At 33.4% G+C, this 24,836-nt stretch carries 25 protein-coding genes and 1 riboswitch; of the genes, 2 read left to right on the top strand and 23 right to left on the bottom strand.

Annotated features, from left to right (window positions below; genetic code table 11):
• From aroA to cmk, 12 genes are all read right to left on the bottom strand, one after another.
• On the bottom strand, positions 1-1,299 hold the full coding sequence (aroA, locus tag A4G25_RS01980; RefSeq protein WP_047131058.1) for a 3-phosphoshikimate 1-carboxyvinyltransferase: 1,299 nt from the start codon (positions 1,297-1,299) through the stop codon (positions 1-3).
• A 9-nt stretch (positions 1,300-1,308) separates the two neighbouring features.
• The gene (gene aroB / locus A4G25_RS01975; protein WP_047131057.1) at positions 1,309-2,385 is read right to left on the bottom strand and encodes a 3-dehydroquinate synthase; all 1,077 of its coding nucleotides are present in this window, start codon (positions 2,383-2,385) and stop codon (positions 1,309-1,311) included.
• A gap of 15 nt (positions 2,386-2,400) precedes the next feature.
• A complete protein-coding gene (gene aroC / locus A4G25_RS01970; RefSeq protein WP_047131056.1) occupies positions 2,401-3,567 on the bottom strand; it encodes a chorismate synthase in 1,167 nt (388 codons plus the stop codon).
• Positions 3,568-3,791: 224 nt separating this feature from the next.
• Positions 3,792-4,244, bottom strand: coding sequence for a nucleoside-diphosphate kinase (ndk, locus tag A4G25_RS01965; protein WP_047131055.1), 453 nt, complete (start codon positions 4,242-4,244; stop codon positions 3,792-3,794).
• Between the two features lie 105 nt (positions 4,245-4,349).
• A complete protein-coding gene (locus A4G25_RS01960) occupies positions 4,350-5,306 on the bottom strand; it encodes a polyprenyl synthetase family protein (RefSeq protein ID WP_047131054.1) in 957 nt (318 codons plus the stop codon).
• Between the two features lies 1 nt (position 5,307).
• Positions 5,308-6,033 carry a demethylmenaquinone methyltransferase gene (locus A4G25_RS01955; protein WP_047131053.1) on the bottom strand — a complete coding sequence of 242 codons (726 nt, stop codon included), beginning with the start codon at positions 6,031-6,033 and terminating at the stop codon, positions 5,308-5,310.
• Position 6,034: 1 nt separating this feature from the next.
• Entirely contained in the window at positions 6,035-6,607 is a 573-nt protein-coding gene (locus tag A4G25_RS01950) for a heptaprenyl pyrophosphate synthase subunit A (protein WP_047131052.1), read from the bottom strand.
• A 217-nt stretch (positions 6,608-6,824) separates the two neighbouring features.
• The gene (locus A4G25_RS01945) at positions 6,825-7,097 is read right to left on the bottom strand and encodes an HU family DNA-binding protein (RefSeq protein ID WP_047131051.1); all 273 of its coding nucleotides are present in this window, start codon (positions 7,095-7,097) and stop codon (positions 6,825-6,827) included.
• 170 nt (positions 7,098-7,267) lie between these two features.
• On the bottom strand, positions 7,268-8,266 hold the full coding sequence (locus tag A4G25_RS01940; protein ID WP_047131050.1) for an NAD(P)H-dependent glycerol-3-phosphate dehydrogenase: 999 nt from the start codon (positions 8,264-8,266) through the stop codon (positions 7,268-7,270).
• Between the two features lie 28 nt (positions 8,267-8,294).
• Positions 8,295-9,605, bottom strand: a complete 1,311-nt coding sequence (gene der, locus A4G25_RS01935) for a ribosome biogenesis GTPase Der (RefSeq protein WP_047131049.1) — start codon at positions 9,603-9,605, stop codon at positions 8,295-8,297.
• A gap of 153 nt (positions 9,606-9,758) precedes the next feature.
• Positions 9,759-10,937, bottom strand: coding sequence for a 30S ribosomal protein S1 (gene rpsA, locus A4G25_RS01930; RefSeq protein WP_047131048.1), 1,179 nt, complete (start codon positions 10,935-10,937; stop codon positions 9,759-9,761).
• Between the two features lie 219 nt (positions 10,938-11,156).
• Positions 11,157-11,819, bottom strand: a complete 663-nt coding sequence (gene cmk, locus A4G25_RS01925) for a (d)CMP kinase (RefSeq protein WP_047131047.1) — start codon at positions 11,817-11,819, stop codon at positions 11,157-11,159.
• Between the two features lie 77 nt (positions 11,820-11,896).
• Here cmk and A4G25_RS01920 point away from each other — a divergent pair, with 77 nt between their 5' ends.
• Entirely contained in the window at positions 11,897-12,871 is a 975-nt protein-coding gene (locus tag A4G25_RS01920; RefSeq protein WP_047131046.1) for an asparaginase, read from the top strand.
• 56 nt (positions 12,872-12,927) lie between these two features.
• On the opposite strand, the gene ypdA is transcribed toward A4G25_RS01920, so the two are convergent.
• The 4 genes from ypdA to A4G25_RS01900 form a co-directional block, all read right to left on the bottom strand.
• A complete protein-coding gene (gene ypdA, locus A4G25_RS01915; protein ID WP_047131045.1) occupies positions 12,928-13,914 on the bottom strand; it encodes a bacillithiol disulfide reductase YpdA in 987 nt (328 codons plus the stop codon).
• 143 nt (positions 13,915-14,057) lie between these two features.
• A complete protein-coding gene (locus tag A4G25_RS01910) occupies positions 14,058-15,701 on the bottom strand; it encodes a LysM peptidoglycan-binding domain-containing protein (RefSeq protein ID WP_047131044.1) in 1,644 nt (547 codons plus the stop codon).
• Positions 15,702-15,994: 293 nt separating this feature from the next.
• Positions 15,995-17,377, bottom strand: a complete 1,383-nt coding sequence (locus A4G25_RS01905) for a RecQ family ATP-dependent DNA helicase (RefSeq protein ID WP_047131043.1) — start codon at positions 17,375-17,377, stop codon at positions 15,995-15,997.
• Positions 17,378-17,379: 2 nt separating this feature from the next.
• The gene (locus A4G25_RS01900) at positions 17,380-18,342 is read right to left on the bottom strand and encodes a helix-turn-helix domain-containing protein (RefSeq protein WP_047131334.1); all 963 of its coding nucleotides are present in this window, start codon (positions 18,340-18,342) and stop codon (positions 17,380-17,382) included.
• 98 nt (positions 18,343-18,440) lie between these two features.
• On the opposite strand from A4G25_RS01900, the gene A4G25_RS01895 reads away from it, so the two are divergent.
• The gene (locus A4G25_RS01895; RefSeq protein ID WP_047131042.1) at positions 18,441-18,689 is read left to right on the top strand and encodes a ferredoxin; all 249 of its coding nucleotides are present in this window, start codon (positions 18,441-18,443) and stop codon (positions 18,687-18,689) included.
• A 140-nt stretch (positions 18,690-18,829) separates the two neighbouring features.
• On the opposite strand, the gene A4G25_RS01890 is transcribed toward A4G25_RS01895, so the two are convergent.
• The 7 genes from A4G25_RS01890 to A4G25_RS13370 all read right to left on the bottom strand — a co-directional run bounded on the left by A4G25_RS01890 (position 18,830) and on the right by A4G25_RS13370 (position 24,825).
• Complete coding sequence (locus A4G25_RS01890; RefSeq protein ID WP_047131041.1) at positions 18,830-19,378, bottom strand: ECF transporter S component; 549 nt, start codon at positions 19,376-19,378, stop codon at positions 18,830-18,832.
• 59 nt (positions 19,379-19,437) lie between these two features.
• Positions 19,438-19,570, bottom strand: a riboswitch (FMN riboswitch).
• Between the two features lie 106 nt (positions 19,571-19,676).
• Complete coding sequence (locus A4G25_RS01885) at positions 19,677-21,428, bottom strand: ATP-binding protein (RefSeq protein WP_169746295.1); 1,752 nt, start codon at positions 21,426-21,428, stop codon at positions 19,677-19,679.
• On the bottom strand, positions 21,415-22,134 hold the full coding sequence (locus A4G25_RS01880; RefSeq protein ID WP_047131039.1) for a response regulator: 720 nt from the start codon (positions 22,132-22,134) through the stop codon (positions 21,415-21,417). Before A4G25_RS01880 ends, A4G25_RS01885 begins: the two co-directional genes overlap by 14 nt.
• A gap of 309 nt (positions 22,135-22,443) precedes the next feature.
• Complete coding sequence (locus tag A4G25_RS01875; RefSeq protein ID WP_047131038.1) at positions 22,444-23,181, bottom strand: pseudouridine synthase; 738 nt, start codon at positions 23,179-23,181, stop codon at positions 22,444-22,446.
• Positions 23,174-23,722 carry an SMC-Scp complex subunit ScpB gene (gene scpB, locus A4G25_RS01870; RefSeq protein ID WP_047131037.1) on the bottom strand — a complete coding sequence of 183 codons (549 nt, stop codon included), beginning with the start codon at positions 23,720-23,722 and terminating at the stop codon, positions 23,174-23,176. The genes A4G25_RS01875 and scpB overlap by 8 nt, the downstream gene beginning before the upstream one ends.
• Positions 23,706-24,443 (bottom strand): segregation and condensation protein A, encoded by a 738-nt coding sequence (locus tag A4G25_RS01865; RefSeq protein WP_047131036.1) that lies wholly within the window; start codon positions 24,441-24,443, stop codon positions 23,706-23,708. Before A4G25_RS01865 ends, scpB begins: the two co-directional genes overlap by 17 nt.
• 259 nt (positions 24,444-24,702) lie before the next feature.
• The gene (locus A4G25_RS13370) at positions 24,703-24,825 is read right to left on the bottom strand and encodes a zinc ribbon domain-containing protein (protein ID WP_418080436.1); all 123 of its coding nucleotides are present in this window, start codon (positions 24,823-24,825) and stop codon (positions 24,703-24,705) included.
• Positions 24,826-24,836: the final 11 nt, after the last annotated feature.

Raw genomic sequence — 24,836 nt, 5'->3', positions numbered from 1 at the left:
TTATCCTTTCTGTGAAATCGATTTTAATAACGGTAAGAATTCAGGGAAAGAAGTATTAACTGAATCAAAGTTTTTAATTGCTAATGCTTCATCACTTAATAAAGATGCAATAGCAAGGGTCATGCCGATGCGATGATCGGTATATGAACTTACTGATGCAGCATGTTCAAATTTTGAGGGGTGAATAATAAAACCGTCATTAGTCGGATGTACTTCGAATCCAAGCAAACCTAGTTCGTCTGATGTTGTTTCAATACGGTTTGTTTCTTTATACTTCAACTCTTCAGCATCTTTGATAACACTTGAACCTTTTGCTTGCGTACATAAAAGTGCTACTATCGGTATTTCATCAATTGCACGCGTAATAAGTTCTCCAGATAGCTCTGCAGGTTGCAAATCAGGAGTATATTGTATTCTGATAGATGCAGTAGGTTCTGAAGTACTTGTTTGGTTAATAATTTCAATATTCCCCTTCATTTCTTTTACGATATCAATAATACCCGAACGTGTCGAATTCATGCCTACATTATGGATAGTGATATCACTGCCAGGTGTAATCAAAGCGGCGACTATAAATAATGCTGCTGATGAAATATCTCCTGGTACTGTAAAGTCTTCGGCTTTAATCGATGTAATTGATTCTGGAATAGTTTTAATCACAGTGCCGCTGATTTTTAGCGGGATGTGATAGTGCTCAAACATTGTCTCAGTATGATTTCTTGTAATGCCGATTTCTGTTATTGCTGAAGCACTTTTAGAAAATAAACTCGCAAACAAGATTGCGCTTTTTACTTGTGCGCTAGCAACAGGCATTTTGTAGTCAATACCATGTATTTCAGATGGATTTATTACAAGTGGTGTATAGTTATTTTCTATGCCTGTAATTGAAGCACCCATTTCTTTTAACGGATCAATTACCCGATTCATTGGACGTTTTCCAATGGATTCGTCACCTGATAGTACTGACTGGATTCCTAGACCGCTTAATAAGCCTGCCATAATGCGTGTAGTGGTCCCTGAGTTGCCAGTATATAAAGTTTGATGCGGAGTTTTAAAGTTTTTATAACCAGGCGAAGTGACAATTACTTTATCATCTTTAACTTCAAATTCAACGCCCAACAATTCAAAGATTTTCATCGTTCTTAAACAATCTTCAGCTAGAAGCGGTTTTGTTATTATAGATTGCCCTTCGGCCAAAGAGCTTAACATGATTGCACGGTGAGTCATTGATTTATCACCTGGAACCTCAAATTCCCCTTTTAAAGGACCTTGTAACTTAATTGTTTCAGTTTTAGTCATTCATTTCACTCACTTTAGGTAATTTTGTAATGTTTCAAAAGACTTCTCGAGTATTTCGTCATTAACATGCGTAACTTCAGGGTTTCCGATATCTTTTAATAATACCATTTGAATACCGGATTTATCATTTTTCTTGTCTTTAGACATTAATGATAATAATGAATTAAAGTTGCTGTTTAAGACTATTTCAATAGGATAATTCAAGTTTTTGAAATAGTTAATATAGTGCATAATGTCATACTGTGTATTTAACAATTCATTTGCAACAATGAATTGATATAAAATACCGATTATAACAGCATGCCCATGAGGTATTTTTTGGTTATATTCTATCGCATGTCCAAATGTATGGCCTAAATTCAAAAACTTACGTTTTCCTTGTTCATGTTCATCTTCTAGTACTATATTTAATTTTGTTTGAATACCTTTGAGTAAAAATTCATCTAAATTTTCAAGTGATTCTAACGCTTCTTTATTAGGAAAAGCAGTTTCAATTTCTAATTGAGCATCTTTACCGTTTAATAGTGCATGTTTATATACTTCAGCGTACCCGCTAGATATTTCTGTATAAGGTAATGTGTTCAAAAACTCTAAATCATATAAAACTGCTGTTGGACGATAAAAAGCACCTACTAAATTTTTTCCTTGTGGTGTATTTATCCCCACTTTTCCACCAACACTTGAATCGTGCGCTAATATAGTTGTAGGTACCTGAATAAAGTCTACTCCTCTTAAAAGAGTTGCAGCAACAAAACCTGCAAAATCTCCTGTGACACCGCCACCAATTGCAACAATACAAGTGTTTCTTGTAATACTCTGTTCTAATAGTTCTTCCACAATTTGTTGATAAACAGGAAAAGTTTTAGTTGTTTCATTGCCCTCGACTTTTAATAGATGTGTAAATTGGTCTGAACTAGCAGAAGATAGTGCCTGTTGAATTTTTTCTGGAAGTGCATGCTCAACATTTTTATCTACAATAAATACAACGTCTCGATATGGTGAAAGTAAATCTTTTAATTCTGTAGTCGCATTATTTTTTATTATAATTGGATAGTTATTACTTTTATAAGTTGTCATTAATTCCATTTGAAATCACCTTTTTTAAAATTCAATATTGCGCAAGCGTCTCTCGTCAACTTGTTGTTGCAACTGTTCCATATAGTTAGATTGAAACTCTTCTACTAATGTCTTTGTAATTTCAAATGCAACAGCATGCTCACATACAATACTAGCAGCAGGCACAGCACAGCTGTCCGAACGTTCTATTGTAGCTTTAAACGGTTCTTTAGTTTCAATGTCAACTGAGGCTAACGGTTTATATAAAGTAGGTATAGGTTTCATTACACCATTTACGATGATAGGCATACCATTACTCATACCACCTTCTAAACCTCCTAAATGATTAGAAGCACGTGTGTAACCTTCTGTTTCATTATAAAGAATTGGATCTTGAATTTGACTTCCTGGTTTTTCAGCTGCTTTAAAACCTTCACCAAAGCTTACACCTTTAAAGGCATTGATACCTACTACACCTTGAGCGATTCTACCATCAAGTTTACGGTCATAGTGTACATAACTTCCAACACCTACTGGCATATTTTCTACAATGACTTGTACAACGCCTCCTAAAGAATCTCCGTCTTTTTTGGCTTGATCAATTTTGTCTCTGATTTCTTGTGCGATATCTTCATTTACAACACGTACATCATTACTGTCTTCATGTTTTTTTATAGTCTCTAAATCGTAATCTGTATCATCTTTGATACCTCCGATTTCGACAACACGACTTAATACATTTATGCCAAGTTGTTTTAATAAGATTTTGCAAACAGCGCCTACAGCAACTCTTGCAGCCGTTTCACGTGCTGATGAACGTTCTAATACGTTTCTTAAGTCACGGTGGTTATATTTAATACCTCCGATTAAATCCGCATGCCCAGGGCGTGGTTTAGAAATAGTACGTTTCATTTGTTCTTGTTCTTCTTCAGAAATAGGTGCAACACCCATAATGTTTCTCCAGTGTGTGAAGTCATCATTTGTTACTACAATTGTTACTGGACTGCCAAGCGTATATCCATTTCTAACGCCGGATACAATTTCGACTGCATCTTTTTCAATTTTCATTCTTCTACCGCGTCCATATCCACCTTGACGTTTAAACATCTCTTCATTTATGTCCTCTGCGGTAATTTTTAAATTGGCAGGAACACCTTCTATGATAACTGTTAATTGAGGACCATGGGATTCTCCCGATGTTAAAAATCTCATTACGCTTTCACTCCATTCAATATTTTAAGTTACTATTATTAAGTATACCCTTTATCATATCATAGGTAAAAAGTATGAAGTACAAAAAATTTTTATAAAAGACGAAGGATTTAGAATCTTTTGATAACTTTATGGAAATTAAGTGAAAAAATAAACCAGATTGAAATAGAAAATTTCAATCTGGTTTATTTGGATAAAATGAATTTTTAAATGTATACTTTATATTAATTTTCGTATAACCATTCTTCGTCGTTTGCAGTGTAAACACTTAGTTCATTAGGTTCGAACCAAAGGCTGATTTCTCTCTTAGCAGATTCAACTGAATCTGATCCATGAATCACATTACGCCCTACAGTAAGTCCTAAGTCACCTCTGATAGTGCCTGGTGCTGCTTCAGTTGGATTTGTTTTACCAATCATATTTCTTGTTACTTCTACTACGTTATCTCCTTCTACTACCATAGCAAATACTGGTGCTGAAGTAATGAATGAAACTAAACCTTCGTAGAATGGCTTATCAGCATGTTCACCATAATGTGTTTCTGCTTTTTCTTTGGAAACAGTCATAAATTTCCCGCCAACAAGTTTTAATCCTTTTTTCTCTAAACGAGTGATGATTTCACCAACTAATTTGCGTTGTACGCCGTCTGGTTTAATCATTAGAAAAGTTCTTTCCATTTCTCAAATCCTCCTGAATAATTGTGTATTTTGATGCGTTAAATTAAATACAATATAATTTTAACAGTTTAGTGAAACGCTTTCAATAATTATTTGCCTGATTTATCAAGCGTTTCGAGATTCCATACGTTTGATTAGTTTTTTAAACCAAGAGGATGCTGGACTGATTTCAAGTTCATCCAAAATTTTTAGAGCCTTATTGAGATAATGCTTACTGATTTCTTTTGAAGTTTTTATGCTTTCTGATGTTCGAATATAATCAACACAGTAGTCAAAGTCTTCTTTTGGACTACTAGGACTTAAAGATTTAATCACTGCTTTGAATTGAGGGTTTTTTCTCGTTTCTAAAAGCACCGGCAATGTAAGATGTCCGTTCATTAAATCACTGCCGACAGGTTTGCCAAGTTGTTTTTCGGTGCTTGTAAAATCTAATACATCATCTACAATTTGAAAGCTCATTCCAATATAATGGCCTATACGTTTTAGTTTATTAGCAGTCTTTAAATCTGCATTCGCAGACAATGCTCCAAGCTCAGTTGCAAGTTGTATCAGCAAGGCTGTTTTACGATTAATCCTACGTAAATAATTTGTAATGGTTTGATTACTATTGAATTGGTCTTGGAATTGGAACAATTCACCTCTGCACACATCTACAATAGCATTCGATAAAATCATATGTATTCTTTTATCTTGAATTGAAGAAATATTATTAAGTGCCAGTGCCAATAAGTAGTTGCCGGTTAAAATGGCAGTTTCTTGATCCCATTTTTTACTAATTGTAAGACGCCCTCTTCTTTTATCACTACGATCAATGACATCATCATGAACTAATGTAGCCATATGAATAAGTTCCAAAGAAACAGCTATTTTATAAGTATCTTCGTTTCGAGGGTCTACGCCATACTCACTACTTAATATAACAAATGAAGGACGGACTCTTTTACCACCTGATGATAGTAGATGCAAAGACGCTTCTTCTAAGATAGGGTTACTACTTTTTATAGTATTTTTTAATTCTTTTTCAATTTTCTTAATCTCTCTATTAATGTTCAACTTATCCACATTAATCACCTTTTGCTGTTTCTTTTTCCTTATATCCTAAATGCATCGCTGCTACCCCGCCAGTAAAGCTTTTGATTTCAACATTTTTAAATCCAGCAAGTTGAAAAAGTGCTTTTAGTTCATCACGATCTGGGAAGTTGAATGCAGATTGTTGTAACCACTCATATTCCTCTTTTGATTTAGCAAATAATTTACCAAAAATTGGCATTATAAATTTAAAATAAAGTTGATAACCTTGTTTGAAAACAGGAATGGTTGGTTGACTTGTTTCTAAACATACAGCCATTCCACCTGGTTTTAGTACACGATTCATCTCTTTTAAGGCAATTACATAGTCAGGAATGTTTCTGAGTCCAAAACCTATAGTGACATAATCAAATTCATTATCGTCAAAAGGTAAATCCATTGCATCACCTTGTACAAGTTGAATATTAGACATATTTTTAGTCTTTTCTTCTCCAACTTTCAGCATATTTTCACTGAAATCTAATCCAATTACTTCTCCTGTAGGACCAACAGCTTTACTTAATGCAATTGTCCAGTCCGCAGTACCACAACATACGTCTAAAGCTTTGCTTCCTTTTTTAACTTGCATTGACTTCATAACACGTTTACGCCAAACTTTATGTTGTTCAAAGCTGATGATGTTATTTAGTTTATCGTAATTTGTAGATATGTTTTGAAATACTTTATGGACTTTCTCTTTTTCTGCTTTATTTTTAGCCATTTTAATTACCTCTACTTTGTTTTATGTTACTATTCATTTCTTCAAAAATTTGATTGAGTTCTGTTTCTGAATATTCTTTTAAATACGCTGGATGATTTTCGGCAGCATACACTGTTAAACTTTCTGTAATACCGCTTAAGTCTGATTGCGGTTTGAAATGTTGAATGGTAATCGTCGGAAATATAGTTTCGATGTAAAGAATTGCATCTTTAATTTTTTCTCTATCTAGTTGTTTATAGTGTAATGAAGTTTTAAATTCATTCACTTTTATAATTGCACTGCTCATTGCTTCTAGATATGCTGAATCATTAATTTCAGCAGTAAGAGTATAAAAATGCGCACTAATTAAATCTCCGATTAATATTGCATTCTTAGACAAATTATTGCCGGAAATAGAATCGAGATGACTCATAGATGTATCTATCGCGAGGCATGCCAATTTTGTTTGAATCGGAATGTTTTGTTCATCAAGTACATGAGCCAATTGTTGATTGTAATGAATTGGTTCATGACTATGTATGCCATTAAGTTTTTGTTGTATTTGGTTTTTTAATGTACTTAATGTTGAATCCATGTCTGCACCTCACGTTATTAATCAATAATTATCTTAACATTATATAAACAAAAATAAAATCACTTTTGTTCAGCTGACGGTTTTATTCTGGTTTTTAGAGTTTTTCAATCAAAGTAATTCTATAAACGGCATTTTCTATGTATATGTATTTTTTCTATAATTTTAAAGATAAAAAGAAAAGCCCCGAAGAGGGCTTTTCTTTTAAGTATTTATTCCATTATTTAACTGCATCTTTCAATGCTTTACCAGCTTTGAATGCTGGAACTTTACTAGCTGGAATATCAATTTCTTTACCAGTTTGCGGGTTGCGACCTTTACGGGCAGCGCGTTCGCGTACTTCGAAGTTACCGAAACCGATCAATTGTACTTTTTCACCTTTAGATAATGAGTTTTGAATTGATTCGAATACAGCATCAACTGCTAAACCAGCTTCTTTTTTTGTTAATTCAGCTTGTTCTGCAACAGCGTTAATTAAGTCTGTTTTGTTCATTATGAGTCACCTCCCCAAGGGTTTGGTAATGATATTGTTATATCATTATGGTATGACTTTAACACAAGGGCTGTAGCAATCGCAATCATTTATAAGCGCAAAACCGCGATTTATAAGGATTTTTGCCAGTCTATGTGTAATTATACTATATATGGAAAATAATATGGTATTTATTCTGACTTCTTATCTCTTCCCATTAATAGCTTTAAGCTTTCATCTAATGGCACTTGTTCAAATAATACACCATAAAGTGCGGAAGTAATAGGCATCTCAATATTTCTTTGTTTTGCTAAATGATATACAGATTCAGTTGTATAAAAACCTTCTGCCACCATGTTCATTTCCGAAAGTGCTTCATCAACTGTTTTGCCCTGGCCAATTTTAAATCCGAGTGTATAGTTTCGTGAATGTGTGGATGTACATGTTACGATTAGATCACCAATGCCGCCTAAACCTAAAAATGTCATAGGATCGGCACCTAATTCTTCACCTAAACGGCTTATTTCTGCAAGCCCTCTAGTCATCAAAGCAGCTTTAGCATTATCACCGAATCCCATACCTGATACGATACCGCTTGCTACAGCAATGATATTTTTTAATGCGCCGCCAAGTTCTACACCGACTAAATCGTCATTTGTATAAACACGTAAGTAATCATTCATGAAAAGATCTTGAATCAGTTTGCTGACTTTAGGATCTGGAGAAGAGGCAGCTACTGTAGTTGGTTGTTGAATAACTACTTCCTCAGCATGGCTCGGTCCTGACAAGACTCCGATTCCTCCATTATGTTCAGGAGAAAGTGAATCTTGAATCATCTCAGAAACACGTTTGAAAGTAGCATTTTCAATCCCCTTCGCGACATGTATGAACACTTTTTTAGAATCTAATAGTGAATCTATATTTTTAATGACTTCTCTAATGGCTTTTGTAGGTAATGCAATTAAATAAGTATCTGAAAAATTAACGGCTTCATCTAGATTGGATGTTGCTCTAATAGATGTATCTAATTGCGCCCCGTTTAAATAACGCGAGTTACTATGGTACTGATTCAACTCATCAATACTTTGTTTGTTTTTCCCCCACATTAAGACATCGTGACCGTTTTGTGCAAGCACATTGGCAAGAGCTGTACCAAAGCTGCCCATGCCGAATACGGCGACTTTACTCATAAAATCATCCTCCCAAAATTTTGAATCACTAGTTTCTTTTTCTCGGAATAATTCGTATTGGTGTACCTTCAAATCCGAATGCATCTCTAATTTGATTTTCTAAATATCGTTTGTATGAAAAGTGCATCAATTCTGCATCATTAACAAATACTACAAATGTAGGTGGTTCTATTGCTACTTGCGTTGCATAGAAGACTTTTAATCTTCTGCCTTTATCTGTAGGTGTTGGATTCATAGAAATTGCATCAGTAATAACCTCATTAAGAGTGGAACTTTGAACACGTTTTTTATGATTCTCACTAGCTTCTTTTATAAGTGGGAATAACGTACGTAAACGTTGTTTTTCTTTAGCTGACACAAACGCGATTGGAGCATAGTCTAAAAATTGGAATTCTTGACGGACTTTGTCTTCGAATTTTTTCATTGTTTTACTATCTTTTTCCAATGTATCCCATTTATTTACCACAATAACGACTGCTTTACCTTCTTCATGAGCATACCCTGCAACTCGTTTATCTTGTTCAATGATTCCTTCTTCTGCGTCAAGTACAACTAAAACTACGTTAGATCTTTCAATAGCTTTGAGTGCACGTAGAACAGAATATTTTTCGGTAGATTCGTATACTTTACCTTTCTTTCTCATACCAGCAGTGTCAATTAACACGTAGTCTTGGTCTTCATATGAATATTCGGTATCAATTGCATCTCGCGTTGTGCCGGCAATATTAGAAACAATGACACGGTCTTCACCTAAAATGGCGTTTACAAGGCTTGATTTTCCAACGTTAGGTCGACCAATTAGGGATAATTTAATTGTATCTTCATCGTATTCATCGTCTTCTTCATCTTTGAAGTTATTTGCAACTTCATCTAATAAATCCCCTAATCCTAAACCGTGTGATCCTGAAATTGGGAATGGTTCACCGAATCCTAATGCATAGAAGTCGTAAATATCTGTACGCATTTCTGGATTATCAACTTTATTAACAGCTAAAACAACTGGTTTATTGGTTTTATATAGCATTTGGGCAATCATTTCATCAGTTTGTGTCAAACCTTCTCTTTGATTGACCATAAAAATTATTACATCAGCTTCATCAATAGCAATTTCAGCTTGCGCTCTAATCTGAGTTTGGAATGGTGCATCAGTTAATTCGATACCGCCAGTATCGATAACGTTGAAATCATGTGTCAGCCATTCTCCACTAGAATAAATACGGTCTCTTGTTACACCAGGTGTATCTTCAACAATTGAGACACGCTCGCCGACGATTCTATTGAAAATTGTCGATTTTCCTACATTTGGACGACCAACAATTGCTACAACAGGTTTAGTCATAAGCTAACTTCCTCTCTTTAATATATCTAATTAATTTTATCACATGCGCTATTTAAAGCAAAAGATTAATTGAAATCAAAAAAAGCCAAGACTGAGACGCGCACAATAAATATACACTGTCTACAGTCTTGGCATAATTTAATAAATCAAACCTTAAAATTTAAGGTTTTTTAATTTGTCACCGAATACTTCACCTAAAGTAGGATTGTCATCGTCATCGTTGTTTTCGATATAATCACGAGATTCATCATCATCAATTTGCAATACCTCTTCTTCAGGTAATGCAGCTTTGATTGATAATGAAATACGTTCATTTTCTTCATCGATGCTTAAAACTTTAACAGTGACTTCTTGGTTTGGTTCAAGTACTTCACTTGGTGTGCCGATATGCTTACGGCTGATTTCTGAGATATGAACGAGTCCTTGAACGCCAGCTGCAATCTCAACGAATGCACCGAAATCAGTTAAACGTACTACACGTCCTTCAATAATTGAATTAGCGTTGATTTCACCTTTAATGCTTTCAAAAGGACTAGGTAAAGTATCTTTAATAGAAAGTGAAATGCGTTCAGAATCTTGTTCGACAGATTTCACTTTTACATTAACTTTATCGCCTACAGATACAACGTCTTCTGGTTTATCAACATGTTCGTGAGAAAGTTCAGATACATGAACTAAACCATCAACGCCGCCGATATCAACAAAAGCACCAAAGTTTGTTAGACGAGCAATTGTACCTTCAATTACATCTCCTTCTGATAGAGATGATAATAATTCAGCTTTTTTAGCTTCATTTCTTTCTTGTTCAACTGCTTTTCGGCTTAGGATGACGCGATTATTTGCTGGATCAAGTTCTTCAACTCGTAATTCTAGTACTTGTCCATCAAAGCTTGAAAAGTCTTCAATGAAATCAGTAGAAATTAATGAAGCTGGAACAAAACCTCTTTGTCCTACATCAACAACTAAACCGCCTTTAACGACTTCAGTTACTTTTGCTTCTATAATTTCATTGTTATCTTGTTTTTCTTGTAAATATTCATAAGACTTCTCTTGTTCTAATTGACGAATTGAAAGGATATATGCACCTGATTCATTTTCTTCGTCAACTTCCACTTTAGTCACATACGCTTCTACTGCGTCCCCTTCTTTCACCACTTCGTTAGGGCTGTCAATATGATGCGTTGATAATTGACTAATTGGAACGATACCGCTAAATTTGCCTCCGTCGACATCCACAATCACTTGTTTTTCTTCGACTTTTTGGACTTGTCCAGAGATTTTATCTCCTTCTTTGATTTCATTAATCATTGATTCATTGAATTCTTCAGTCATCTTGTATGCCTCCTTGTACACTACATAATTATAACATCTTACAAACTGACAGAATTGTCAAGAAATTTAACTCTATTCATTTTTATAGTAAAAATTTCTTAAATATCTGTGGTAATAAATATATTTGGATGGTGTACCCGTGTACATTTATTCTCTCTACTTATATACCACAAATATTCAGTTTTAATAATAATTATACCGATTTATTGAAAAAAATATTTAAGACTCTACTTTGTCAATCAAATTAGATATAATTTCAGTTACTTGTTCTATAGATTTTCCTGTTGTATTGACTGTTACGGCATCATCTGCTTTACGAAGTGGAGATATTTCTCTGTTCATATCATAATGATCACGTGCTTCAATTTCTTTTTTTAATTCATTTAGAGAGGAAGGAATCCCATGTTCTTCATTCTCCTTTTGTCTTCGTTCGGCACGCTCTTCCACAGAAGCTACCATATAAATTTTTAATTCTGCATCAGGTAATACTACAGTACCAATATCTCTTCCATCCATCACAATTCCTTTTTCTGCAGCTAATTGTTGTTGAACTTCTACAGCAAAAGTTCTGACCGGTTCTTTTGAAGCAACGTATGAAACATTTTGCGTAACTTCATTTGAGCGAAGAAAGTCAGTGATATCTTCGCCATTTAAAAGTACACGTTGCCCTTTATCTTCGTCATATACAAGCTTTAAAGAAACGTCTTCAATTAAAGATTGAAAATCATCATTCTTACCTTCTTGTAAATATTTATATGTGATGGCACGATACATTGCTCCTGTATCAACATAAATCATTGAATGACTTTCAGCGACTCTGCGTGCAATTGTACTTTTCCCAGCAGCCGCAGGTCCATCAATTGCTATATTAATTAAGTTCATATTTAGAAAACCTTCCTTGTCGTTTTATCTTATATATTTTATCATAAATACGTATACAAAATATAGGAGCGTTGTTTATGAAAAAAATCTTAGTTATCCATACTGGCGGGACAATAAGCATGTCTGAGGATGAAACAAATAAAGTAATTGAAAATGAACAAAATCCAATCTCAAAACATCAAGATGTTATTAGTCGATATGCTGATGTAACTGAGATTAATCCAATCAATTTACCGTCTCCACATGTGACAATTGCTGATGTTGTAAAATTACGAAACATTATAGAAAAAACAAGTGAAAATAATGAATATGATGGTTTCGTCATCACTCATGGAACTGATACATTGGAAGAAACAGCATACTTATTAGATTTAACTACTAAAACTGAGAAACCTATTGTCATTACTGGAGCAATGCGTTCTTCAAATGAAATCGGTTCTGATGGACTATATAATTTTATTTCTGCTTTGCGTGTTGCTGTTGATAATGATTCATCAGATAAAGGTGTTATGGTTGTGTTTAATGATGAAATACATACTGCAAGAAATGTTACAAAAACTCATACGTCAAACACTAATACTTTCCAAAGTCCGAACCATGGCCCGTTAGGTGTTTTAACTAAAACAAGTGTGCAGTTTCATCACCGTCCATACAGTCACGAAATTTTGCATAAAGTGGACTCAGAGTTATATGTACCAATTGTTAAAGCATACATGGATATGAAAAGTGATGTCCTTAAATTCTATAGTGAACAAAATGTAGACGGTATAGTTATTGAAGCGTTAGGTCAAGGTAACTTACCTCCAAGAGCTCTTGAAGGATTGATGGCTTGTTTGAATAAAGGGATACCTGTAATTCTTGTATCGCGTTCATTTAATGGGATTGTTGGTCCTATTTATGCTTATGAAGGCGGTGGCTATGATTTAGAACAACGCGGAGTTATATTCTCAAATGGTTTAAATGGTCAAAAAGCACGATTGAAATTATTAGTCGCAATAAGTAATCATCTTAATGAAAAACAATTAAAATTATATTTTGACGCACAAGTTTAAAAAAGCAGTTACCAGTCAATTTGCTTCAACTGGTAACTGCTTTTTGATTTTTTCCGTTATGATTCTAGAGGTGTTTGTTTTTTTGCAATAATATTTTGAGCAATGATTCCGCCATGGAATTTACCATTTTCGATAAATATTGTATTGGCATCATTACCTGCAGCAATTACACCTGCAATATAACAATTATCTACATTTGTTTCATATGTTTCTTTATCGTAAACTGGCGCAGTACCATACTCATTAGTTTTGATGTCAATCCCAATATTTTGTAAGAATTCATAGTCTGGATGATAACCAATCATCGCAAATACATAGTCATTAGGAATTTTGTATGTTTCACCATCTTGAATATAAGTAACACTGTCTTCATCGATTTTAGTAACCTCAGCATTAAAATGCATGTCAATTTTTTCATGTCTCACAAGGGATTCAAAGTTGGGTAGAATCCATGGTTTAATTGCTGAAGAATAATCTGCACCCCTATATAACACTGTGACATTTGCACCAGCTTTTTCTAATTCAAGTGCAGCATCAACTGCAGAGTTTTTACCTCCGATTATAACAACGTTTTGATCAAAATATGGATGTGCTTCTTTAAAGTAATGGAATACTTTTGGCAATTTAGCACCTTCCACTTCTAAATCATTATGTTGTCCATAATAGCCAGTAGCTACTGTAAGGAATCTGCATTGATAAGTATCTTTCGTCGTTGTAATTGTAAATCTTTTACCAATTTTTTTAACTGTGAGGACCTCTTCAAACGCATGTATATCAAGCTGATGATATTTAACAACTTCTCTGTAATAAACTAACGCTTGATTTCTGTGGGGTTTATATTCTTCAACTATAAAAGGCACATCCCCGATACTTAATTTGTCACTAGATGAGAAAAAAGTTTGATGTGTCGGGTAATTATAAATAGCTTCAACCACATTTCCCTTTTCAATCACTAGCGTTTCAATTCCTTTTTTCTTTTGCTCGATTGCAGCACTTAGTCCGCATGGACCTCCGCCAATAATAATACTTTCAACTGTTTGCATCGTATTGTCCTCCTTCACTCACCCCTAATATTATATCAGTCATATTTAAATTTAAAAGAGTTTTACTTGATTTAAAGGTATAGTATTCCATAAAAATAAAACTCCGCAATGAAATTAGATATTCATTGCGGAGTTTTAAAATACTATTGTGGAATCACAAGCTGTTGGCCATTTGAAATATTATTACTGTTTAAACCATTTGCACGTTTGATTTTATCTACGTTTGCTTGTGTACCTTCTCCGTAATAACGGATTGCGATACGATAAAGATTTTCTTTACCATAAACAGTGTGTGTTTGACCACCTTGTTGTGCTTGTGTATTTTGGTTTTGGTTATTTTGATTATATTGACCATTTTGTTGGTTTTGCTGACCTTGTTGATCTTGATTATAACCGTTTTGATTATTCATATTATCTGAACCATTAGCATCATTTTGTGCTGTAGGATCATTTGAATTTGCATTGTCGTTAGTATTGCTGTCGTTATTTGCTGAATCATCAGATTGGGCATTGTTGTCTTCAGATGTATTTGCATCATCTTTAGATTTGTCATCTTTCTTGTTGCTTGCAGAAGATTTATCTTTTGCATCATCTTTTTTATTGTTTTTAGAATGGTCAGCCGTTTTATTATCGTTGTCACCCTTGTGATCGCCTTGGTTTGTTAAGGCCATACCACCGAAAATAGCAATAGCGGCAATGATAATTAAACCTAATAACAATGGTAATAACTTTTTAAAGCCGCCTGACTTTTTAGGTTCATTGTTATTGCCATCTTCATGACCATTATTATTCCCTGAACCATTACCGCCATTTCCGCCGCCACCATTACTTGAGGCATTTACAGAAGATGCGCCCGCTGCTCCAGCAGCGCCTGCTGCGGTACCCGCAGCTGCAGTTTTTCCAGCTTTATTTTTAGTATGCTTATCTTCGTTTTCTTTTTTATCATTCTTTTTGTTATTTTCTTTATTTGAATGATCTTTAGCTGCTTTACCAGCAGCAGCTCCGCCGACTGCAGCAGCACCCACAGCAGCTGCTTTTCCAGTCTTATTGCCCTTTTTATCTGTATTAGCTGATTCTTTTTTATTATCTTGTTTGTCTACTGATTTATCATTTTTTGCTGCTGTACTTCCTGCAGCGGCACTTGCTGTTTTGTCAGTTTCTTTTTTCTTTGTGTCGCTTTCTTTAGATTTATTAGCTGATTCATTTTTATTTTTATTTTTATCTGCTTGATGCTTAGCAGCAGCTCCACCTGCTATTCCTGCTGCTCCAGCAGCCGCGGCTTTTTTACCAGTATTATTTGACTCATTATTTTTATTATTTTTATCTTTACTATCGTAAGATTCAGCTGAACGATCATCTAAACTTCCAACTTCATCTTTATTATTTTGGGATTTAGTGTCATTTTTATGATTTTGTTGAAGTTTTTTTCCAACAATGCCTCCACCTACACTAGCAGCGGCTGCACTATTCCCTTTATTTTTTGAGTCGCTTTTTTCAGTAGAAGTATTTTTCTCTTCAGCTTTTTGTTGATTGTCTGTATGTACCTCTTCTTGTTTACTAGTTTCTTCTTGTTTGTGAGTAGCCGTTTCTCTTCTTCTGCGACGTCTACGTTGTGATCCTCTAGGAGGAAAATGTGTTGCTCCCGTTTTAGGTTCTTGATTGTTTGTTTCACTAGAATCAACTGACTTGTCTGATTCTTCTGTTGTTCCCTTGTCTTCATTAGAATGGGAAGGATCAATTGATTGACGGTTACGTTCAAAATCGTCTTTAAAATTATTGTTAGACAACGCCATCATCCTTTCTATTTAAATTAATTACTGTATTTCATATGTAGTACTCATACCCCAAATATGAAAGCTGAAAATCTAAATCTTGGTAATATTATTATAACTTGTGCTGATATGCTTAGCCAAACAAAAAATGTGTATTGAAACATGTTTTTTGATTAATATTACATTTAAATTCTTAGTAAGCTTCTTATCAACCTTATGTTACAGAAATTCATCGTTTAAAACAGTTGATTTTAGAGTGTAAGTAAACTACGTTCTATCCACATTAACATTTATTATGGATAAAAAATTTAATTATTTGTGAAGATTTGATTGAGTTTTTCTAAATAGTTCATTTTTCGCGTTACTTTTTTAGGGTTTTTCACATTTATAATTTCTTGGATTCCATCATTATCACAACAAGATTCAGGTTTTTGTACATTTTCACCAAAATAAGACATTAAATATTCTCTTCTGCAAGTAGTGAGGTTTTTGTAACCCAACATTCTAATGTACCCTTCTTTTTTACGGGATTCTGAACGTTGGAATATTTGATGAATTTCATTAATAGAATATCTGGTACGTAAAACGTCAATAATACTTTGTTTTTCGACAGGTAACAGCATACCGTTTTTATATGCATTTATATCTGCGTCTGTAATCATATCTGAAAAAAGCAATGTTTCTAACAGGAATGCATCATCCGATTGATATAAACTAATTGCTTGGCTGTATATGCCATCTCTACCTGCTCTGCCAATTTCTTGTATATAGCTTGATGGGCTCGTAGGAAGGTGGAAATGTATGACTGTTCTTATATCGGGTTTATTAATCCCCATTCCGAAAGCACTGGTTGCAACAACAATAGGAATATCGTTTTGAATAAATTGTTGTTGCACTGTTTGCCGTTCTTGATAAGACATATCACCATGATATATTCCAGTTAAATAACCTGCTTTATATATTTCTTGTGCAAGTTCTCGACATTTTTTCTTTGACGATACGTAAATAATTGTGGGGCCGCTACAGTTGATTTTTTCTAATAGCCACTTCATTTTTTCATTATCATTGTCAAAATTGAAATGTGTTAAGGATATATTGCTACGATCCATTTTCGTTTTGATTTCACGAAATTGAGTATTTACCACTTCGTTCAAATCTTCTTTTAAATGCTTTGGAGCTGTAGCAGTCAAGGCTAATACAGTTGCTTTTGGGAATCGATCAGTAATTTTACCTACAAGTGCATAATGGGGTCTGAAATCATAACCCCACTCTGTAATGCAATGTGCTTCATCCAGAACAATCAAACCTAAATCTATGTCACGTAGAAAATTGATATTATCACGGTTTAAAATGAACTCAGGACTTAAAAAGATAAACTTTGATTTTTTTATAAACTTAAGATTTTTATTCTTTTCTTCTAAACTCATCCCAGAATGTACGTAACATACGGAACGTTCTCCTTTTTTCTTCATTTGCATCACTTGATCATCCATTAATGATATTAATGGAGATATAATCAACGTAGGTTTTTGATTGATATAAGTTGGAAGTTGATAGCATAAACTCTTACCACTGCCAGTAGGTAAAATACCTAAAGTATTTTGATTATCTAGGACACTCTGAATGATTGCTTCTTGTCCAGGGTTAAAATCATCAAATCCAAACCACTCTTGTAATGCTTTTTGTAACATGGTCACTCCTCCCTAGAAAAACGTACGATAGCTAATTTAATTTCGAAATAACTGTGATCTGGAAATTTTAATTTGAATTCTTTTAGTCGTTCTTCTTTGTTATTTTGATAAAATGATTTAAATGCAGAATAAAAAGTTTGATTTATATATAAATCATAATTAGAAAGATATCCTTTAATAAAGAGCTCGAGCACATGATCTTCAACTGTATTTTCTTTTACGCTTTCAATAACAGCAATTTCCTGCATATTTTTATCATTTTTAAGATGACGATAAGTTTCATATGCATTTTGTGATAATTCAGGCAAAATGATTGTTTTATGTAAAATTTTAAATTTTTCTTTATCTTCTATTTGATTCATCATTTCAACTAAATCATTCATTTTTATTCTGATTAATTCTTCATCTGAAATTAATTCGATCATTCCCACCTGTTGATTCGTATACATTGTTTCTTCGTATCCTTGTAAAAAATAATGAAGAATGGACAATTCATTGTTAGAATTTATAGATGCAAATAGATTGTATATTTCTTTTTCAAATAACTTCTCATCATTATTATTTAAAATTTGATAATAAAGTTGCTTGGCTTTCTTTTGCACTTTTTCAATCTGTGAAACAGGTATAAATGAAAAGCTTTGATGCTGATGATTCGAAATTGTTTGAGTTAATAATTGGATGACTTGAAATGTTTGTTGCAAACTCTCAAAAGTGTAACGCGGTGAAACTTTTAATGTATTGCTGTTACTGTTATTATTTTCATCAGTGTCATTGAATATTCGGTCGAATGATGGATATTTTAAATTTGGATGACTGTGATATAATGATAAAAGTTGTTGGCTACATGCATCAAAATAAGTTTGATGAGTTTTAGCACCAACGATTATATTATAAAGACTTTTATCAGTTTTATAATGATAAGCATTTGTTTTTATGTATTGAATTATTTCTTTCAAGTCAATCATCACCTTAATAATCTGTTGTATTGAAAAAAGAATTTCTGGTGTTAAAATAAAAATTACGTTATAAGTGTAGCATTTTTATAAAAGGAGGCGAAGTAAAATTGGCTAAATATACGATTGTAGATATGGATACATGTATTGCATGTGGTGCTTGCGGTGCAGCAGCTCCAGATATTTATGACTACGACGATGAAGGCATTGCATACGTGATTCTTGATGATAATGAAGGTACCGCTGAAGTACCTGAAGAATTATATGAAGACATGGAAGATGCACTGGAAGGTTGCCCTACTGATTCTATTAAAATAGCAGATGAACCTTTTGATGGAGATGCACTAAAATTCGAATAATGATAGTCAATCGTCAATTCAGTTAGTATTCTTCGCTAATTATAGATTGAATGGAAGAGATCAAAACATATTGCTTGTTTTGGTCTCTTTTTTAATTAAAAACCCAGAAATTATTTTTCAAATTTCTGGGTTTCTGAATATTAATAACTTAATGCTTTTTTTAGTCGTTTATATAGTAAAAGGAAAATAGCTGATACTGCAATTCCTTTTATAATGTTGAATGGGATAATACCTGATACTATAATTATTTTTAAATTTTTCACTACATCTGAAAGATTCATAATCATTCCGTATAAAGGTAATAGAACAAAGTAGTTTAAAATGCTCAATATTAGAGTCATAACTAAAGTGCCTGCAATTAAGCCGATAACTAAGTTCCATTTGCCTTTAATTAATTTACTTACATAAAACGCAGTAAGTAAAAAACTGACTGCAGCTGAAAAGTTTGCTACAGGTCCGATTGGATCCCCCATATTGAAAAGGAAGTTAAGTAAATTTTTAATAAGTTCTACAATAACTCCTGCCACTGGTCCAAATAGAAATGTTGCAAGCAATGCTGGAACATCACTAAAGTCCAATGTTAAGTATGGTGGTAAAAATGGCAGCGGAAATTTGATAAACATCAAAATAAACGCGATTGCACTCATCATACTTATAATGATTAAGCGTTTGTTTTTTTGTTGATTCATAAATACTCCTTCCATTCATCTTACGCGAATAGGAGGAATTTAAGCACAACAAATAAACCCTCCATCTTCTCCCATCCAGACTATACTGTCGGCTCTAGAATCTCACTAGATCAGCCATATTTATAATATAAATACAGGTCGCAGGCTTAATTTACTGCCGGTTGGGACTTTCACCCGACCCCGAAGATGAATTTCATTATTATTTTATTTTCTTATCTATTATATCGGATTAGATACAATCATTCAATTCGATTGCTTAAAAAAAGCATCCAGTAAAATGGATGCTTTAAAAATAGTATTAATTATTTTTTGGCGGCTTAGGCAATTTAATTATAAATGTAGTCCCTTCACCTAAACGGCTTTTTAAGTCAATCGTTCCACCTTGTGCTTCAATAATCATGCGACAAATAAAGAGTCCTAATCCTGTTCCCTCTTTACCACGTTTTCGAGAAGCATCTACTTTATAAAATCTATCGAATACTAAATCAATATGCTCAGGTGCAATGCCGCTGCCTGTATCTGCTACATACAAAATGTCGTATTTATCAGATTCTGAAGCACTGATAGTAATCGCGTCTCCCGGTGAAGTATAACGAGAAGCATTGTCCACTAAATTTGTTAATACTTGCTCCATTCTATCTGTATCGTAATACCAAAGTTGACCAGATGTATCAGGTGCTAATTTAATATCAATTTGTAAATCTTCAGCTTGTTGTCGATATTTCAATTGCATACGCTCTAACAAATCATCAATAGGTTGTACTTCTTTATTAACTGATAGGCCTTCTGCGTCCATTCTCGCTACATTTAATAATTCATTTACGAGACGATTTAAACGCTGCGTTTCGTCCAGTACAATTGAAAGTGAATCTCTGATTTCATCAGGTTCTGAAACAACCCCATCAACAATTGATTCTGTATAACCTTGTAATAAAGCAATTGGTGTACGTAATTCATGAGATACATTAGCTATGAAATCTTTTTTCATTTGATCCAATTGATGTTCATTGGTCATGTCTCGAATAATCGCTACAACACCGCTTTGATTCGGCTGAAATTGTTCGATGTAACTCATGATAACGACATAAAATCGATTATTCACTTCGTAGTCTTGGAATTGAATTTCTTTTTCTTTGAATGTGCGATCCATTTGGTCAGTAAATTGTTCTTTTTTAGTAGTTCGAAGCTGTTCAGCCATTTTTTTTGCCATTTCATTAGAAAGAATAATTTCTCTTTTTTCGTTGATACCTAACACGCCTTCTACCATCGAATTGATTAGGCTGTCTCTGATATTTTTAGAAGCTGATATTTCATCAATATGTCTTTGTATATCACTACTCATTATATTGAAGGAATGTGCTAGTTCTCCTATTTCATCTTTTGAATTGATATCATTGACTTGTGAATAGTCACCTTCAGAAAGATTTAGAGCTTGCGTGCGTAATTGGCGAAGCGGTTTTGTAATTCGTGATGATAAAAAGAATGCAAAAACAGTGGTAATAATTAAGAAAATTACAGCTGTTACTAAAATAATAATAGTAATGACATTATTTGTATCATCTATACTTTTAAGGTCTTGATAAATGAATACAGCACCATGGGGGTTATTTGTATCAATTTTTGTCGGATAGCCAAGTAATACGTATGTTCTGACTTTCCCATCGACTTTTAATTTAATGTGCTGTGATGTTTTTTTATTATTAGTAAATACTTTTTGATATTTCGGGTTTTTAGTAATAACATTCATCATTTCATTTTTTAACTTAGAGTGAGAATTATAATATTCATCATTCTTATTTTTCATGATGATTAAACCACTCGGATCTTCAATTAAAGCTTTACTATGTTTAATAGCTAATGACTTATTGTCTGATTCTTCAAGTAACATGCTAATTCGTTTAGCATCTTTTATTAAAGATTGCTCAGTATCTTGCGTATAATAGTTTTGAATAAAAGTAATTAAGGCTGCACTTAGTAAAATTAAAACTGTCGTTACTATAAGAATTATAGTTAACCACAGTTTTATGACAACACTATTAAGTCGTTGCATCATTATTGTTGACCTCAAATTTATAGCCTACACCCCACACGGTTTGTATCATATGTGCTGCATCAGAAGATACGCGGTTCAGCTTTTCTCTTAGACGTTTAACATGAGTATCTACAGTACGCAAGTCACCGTAGAATTCATAATGCCAAACATCTTTTAATAATTGTTCACGATCAAAAACTTTGTTAGGTGTTTTGGCTAAGAATATTAAAAGTTCATATTCTTTAGGTGTTAAATTGACCTGAGTGCCATCTGCAAGTACACGATGTGCATCATTATCAATGACAAGGTGTTTAAATTCAATCAAGTCTCTTGCGTGAGGTTCATTTTGTTCTGAAGTTGCTGTTAAAGTGCGTCTAAGTAATGCTTTAACTCGCAAGACTACCTCACGTGGTGAGAAAGGTTTGACAATATAATCATCTGCACCTGATTCGAATCCTTCTACGCGATTCGTTTCTTCGCCTTTTGCTGTTAGCATTATAATTGGTGTGTCTTTGTATTCTCTCAAACGGTTTGCAACTTCAATACCATCTAGTTCAGGAAGCATTAAATCTAGTAAGATACAAGCATAATCAGTATTTAATGCCTTATCTAATGCTTCTTTGCCGTCTTGAGCTTCTTCGATATCAAAAGATTCTCTTTCTAAATATAATTTAAGCAGTCTTCGAATTCTTTCTTCATCATCAACGACAAGTATTTTTGTCATAATTATTGTTACCTCCCATGTGAGTATCCAAAAGTATTGATATGACTCAACAAATAAAGTAGATACATAATTTGGGTATCTAGTATGAATTTATTTGTTCATATCTTTTATTTTTATTGGATAATTAAGATTTGACTGTATCATTGTTTAGGCGCCAATTTTATTTAGCTACTTTATAACAAATGACTTTTCACTTCAATATATATTATATCATAAGCATATATCAACAAGATAATTGAAACTTATCGGCTGCTTTATTTTCATAATATATTTAAATGCCCCAATAAGCACATTGTTTTTATGAATCTATTAGCCGTTTTCCGCTAAGTTTCTAAGCTTTTTCACTTCATGCGGTGTCAGCACACGACCTTCTCCCGCATTTAGTCCTTTAAGTGTAAGGAAATCTGCAAGTTCAATCCGAGATAATTTTGATACCTCGTGACCAAAATGTTCGAACATACGTCTTACTTGTCGATTTCTTCCTTCTGAGATTGTAATCTCTACAACAGTTGTGTTTTTTTCTTTATTTTGGTTTTTAATTTTAACTTCAGCTGGACCGGTTTTCCCATCTTCTAATTGAACGCCTTTTTCTAGAGCTTTTACTTCATCTCTCATCAAATACCCTTTTAATTTAGCAACATATTTTTTCTTGATTTTATATCTAGGATGCGTCATTAAATTAGTAAATTCTCCATCATTTGTTAATAATAAAAGCCCTGACGTATCGTAATCTAATCTTCCAACTGGATAAATACGAGTTTCTAAGTCATCAAAGTAATCAGTTACAACTGTTCGACCTCTATCATCAGAAACACTCGTGATGACTTGCGCTGGTTTATAAAACAAAATGTATAATTTGTCTTCTTGTTCAAGTTTAACGCCTTCAACTTCTACATTGTCTGATGCTTTAACTTTCGTACCTAATTCTGTAACAGTTTCACCGTTAACTTTAACTTTGCCTTCAACAATTAAAGTTTCTGCTTTTCTTCTTGAAGTATAACCGCTATTTGCAATTCTTTTTTGTAATCTTTCTAATTCTTTACTCATTATTATCTCCTTTTTGGTTAATCAGATTATTGAAAAATGATTCGATTTCTTCTTCCTCTTCTTCTGTTGTTGGAAGTTCATCCAAATTTGTCATACCAAAAACATTTAAGAATAAAGGGGTTGTATAAAGTTGCTGACTGCGAGAATTATCTTCAACTTTAGCTTCAACTAATCCTCTCGCAATCAATGTTTTAGCTGCACCATCTGAATTTATGCCACGTATAATTTCAATATCACTTCTAGTTACTGGTTGATTATAAGCGATAATTGATAATACTTCCATTGCAGCTTGTGAAAGTTTCATATTTGATTGATTCTTCACCAATTTTTCTACATAAGATGCAACTTCTGATTTTGTAGTTAAAACTAATGTAGAACCATATTGTTGAATAATTAAACCTGGAGAATTATAATTTGCAACAAGTTCACTTAAAGCTTCTTCAGAAATCTCTAAGATTTCCGTGAGTTGTTCAATTTCCAACCCCTCGTCACCTGCTGTGTATAATAATCCTTCAAGTATTCCTTTAAGCTCCAATACCATAGTTTACACCTCTAGTAATGTTAATATCTGCAAAATCTTTAACTTGGTTAATTTGTATAATTCCCGTTTTCGACATTTCTAGTATAGCCAAGAAATGTGTAACGACTTCTTCTGTATTCTCATTGAAAGTAAACAAACTAAAAAAGTTAATGGAGCTAGAAACTGCAAGTTTTTCAGTGACTTGTTTAGATGCTTGTTCAATCGTAAAAGTTTCTTTTTGAATCGTAACACTTTTAGGCGTGTTGAAAGATGTTCTTGTTTTGATTCTTTGATAAGCCATAATTAATTCGGTTAAATCAATTGTTTGAGTATCATCCCAAGTTTCTATAGATTCTAAATGACTTAGATCGGTCGGATGCTTGCTGTAAAATTGCTCGCGCTGCTCTTTGAGTTCATTTAGAAATTCAGTATATTCTTTGTAATTTTGATACTCAATTAAACGACCTACTAAGTCTTCCCTTGGATCTTCAATCTCATCATCTATTTCAGTATCATGTTGTGGTAAAAGCATTTTACTTTTAATCATCAATAATTCAGAAGCCACTACTAGATATTCACTCGCTATATTAATTTCTAGTTTTTTCATTGCATGAATATAGTTCATATATTGCTCTGTTAAAGCTTTCATTGGGATATCATAAATATCGATTTCATACTTATGTATTAAATGGAGTAATAAATCTAAGGGACCATTGAAAGCATCTAGTTTAACTTCGTACATTTCTTTCTGCTACTAAAAACATATTCAAATGTCATTAGAGAATTTCTCTTTTCAACGAGGTTGATTCCATTTGAAATCAAGTCTATAAACCTCTCCCAGAGCGTTACTTCCGATGTAGCCCACCGTAGTTTGAAACTTTATAGAGACATTTAAATTGTGTGATAACCTTTCAGCAGTTTTCCTTTCTTTATTTTTATTACACTATCACGATGTAATCTGTTGCTTGTTTCAAATTAATACTGGCATTGTTATCTCTGTCTTAAATCATTCCAAAATGATGATAATGGTACGTTCTTTGATTCAAAGACATGGGTTGTATGTGGCCGCAATCCGAACATATTTGACTGGAGGGATAGAATCTGTCGACATAGCGTAATTCAATACCATAATCAT

Origin of the sequence: Staphylococcus condimenti (genome assembly GCF_001618885.1) — a bacterium.
Taxonomy (GTDB): domain Bacteria; phylum Bacillota; class Bacilli; order Staphylococcales; family Staphylococcaceae; genus Staphylococcus; species Staphylococcus condimenti.
The sequence above is the reverse complement of the archived record's forward strand: the minus strand, read 5'-3'. Positions and strand labels throughout refer to the sequence as shown.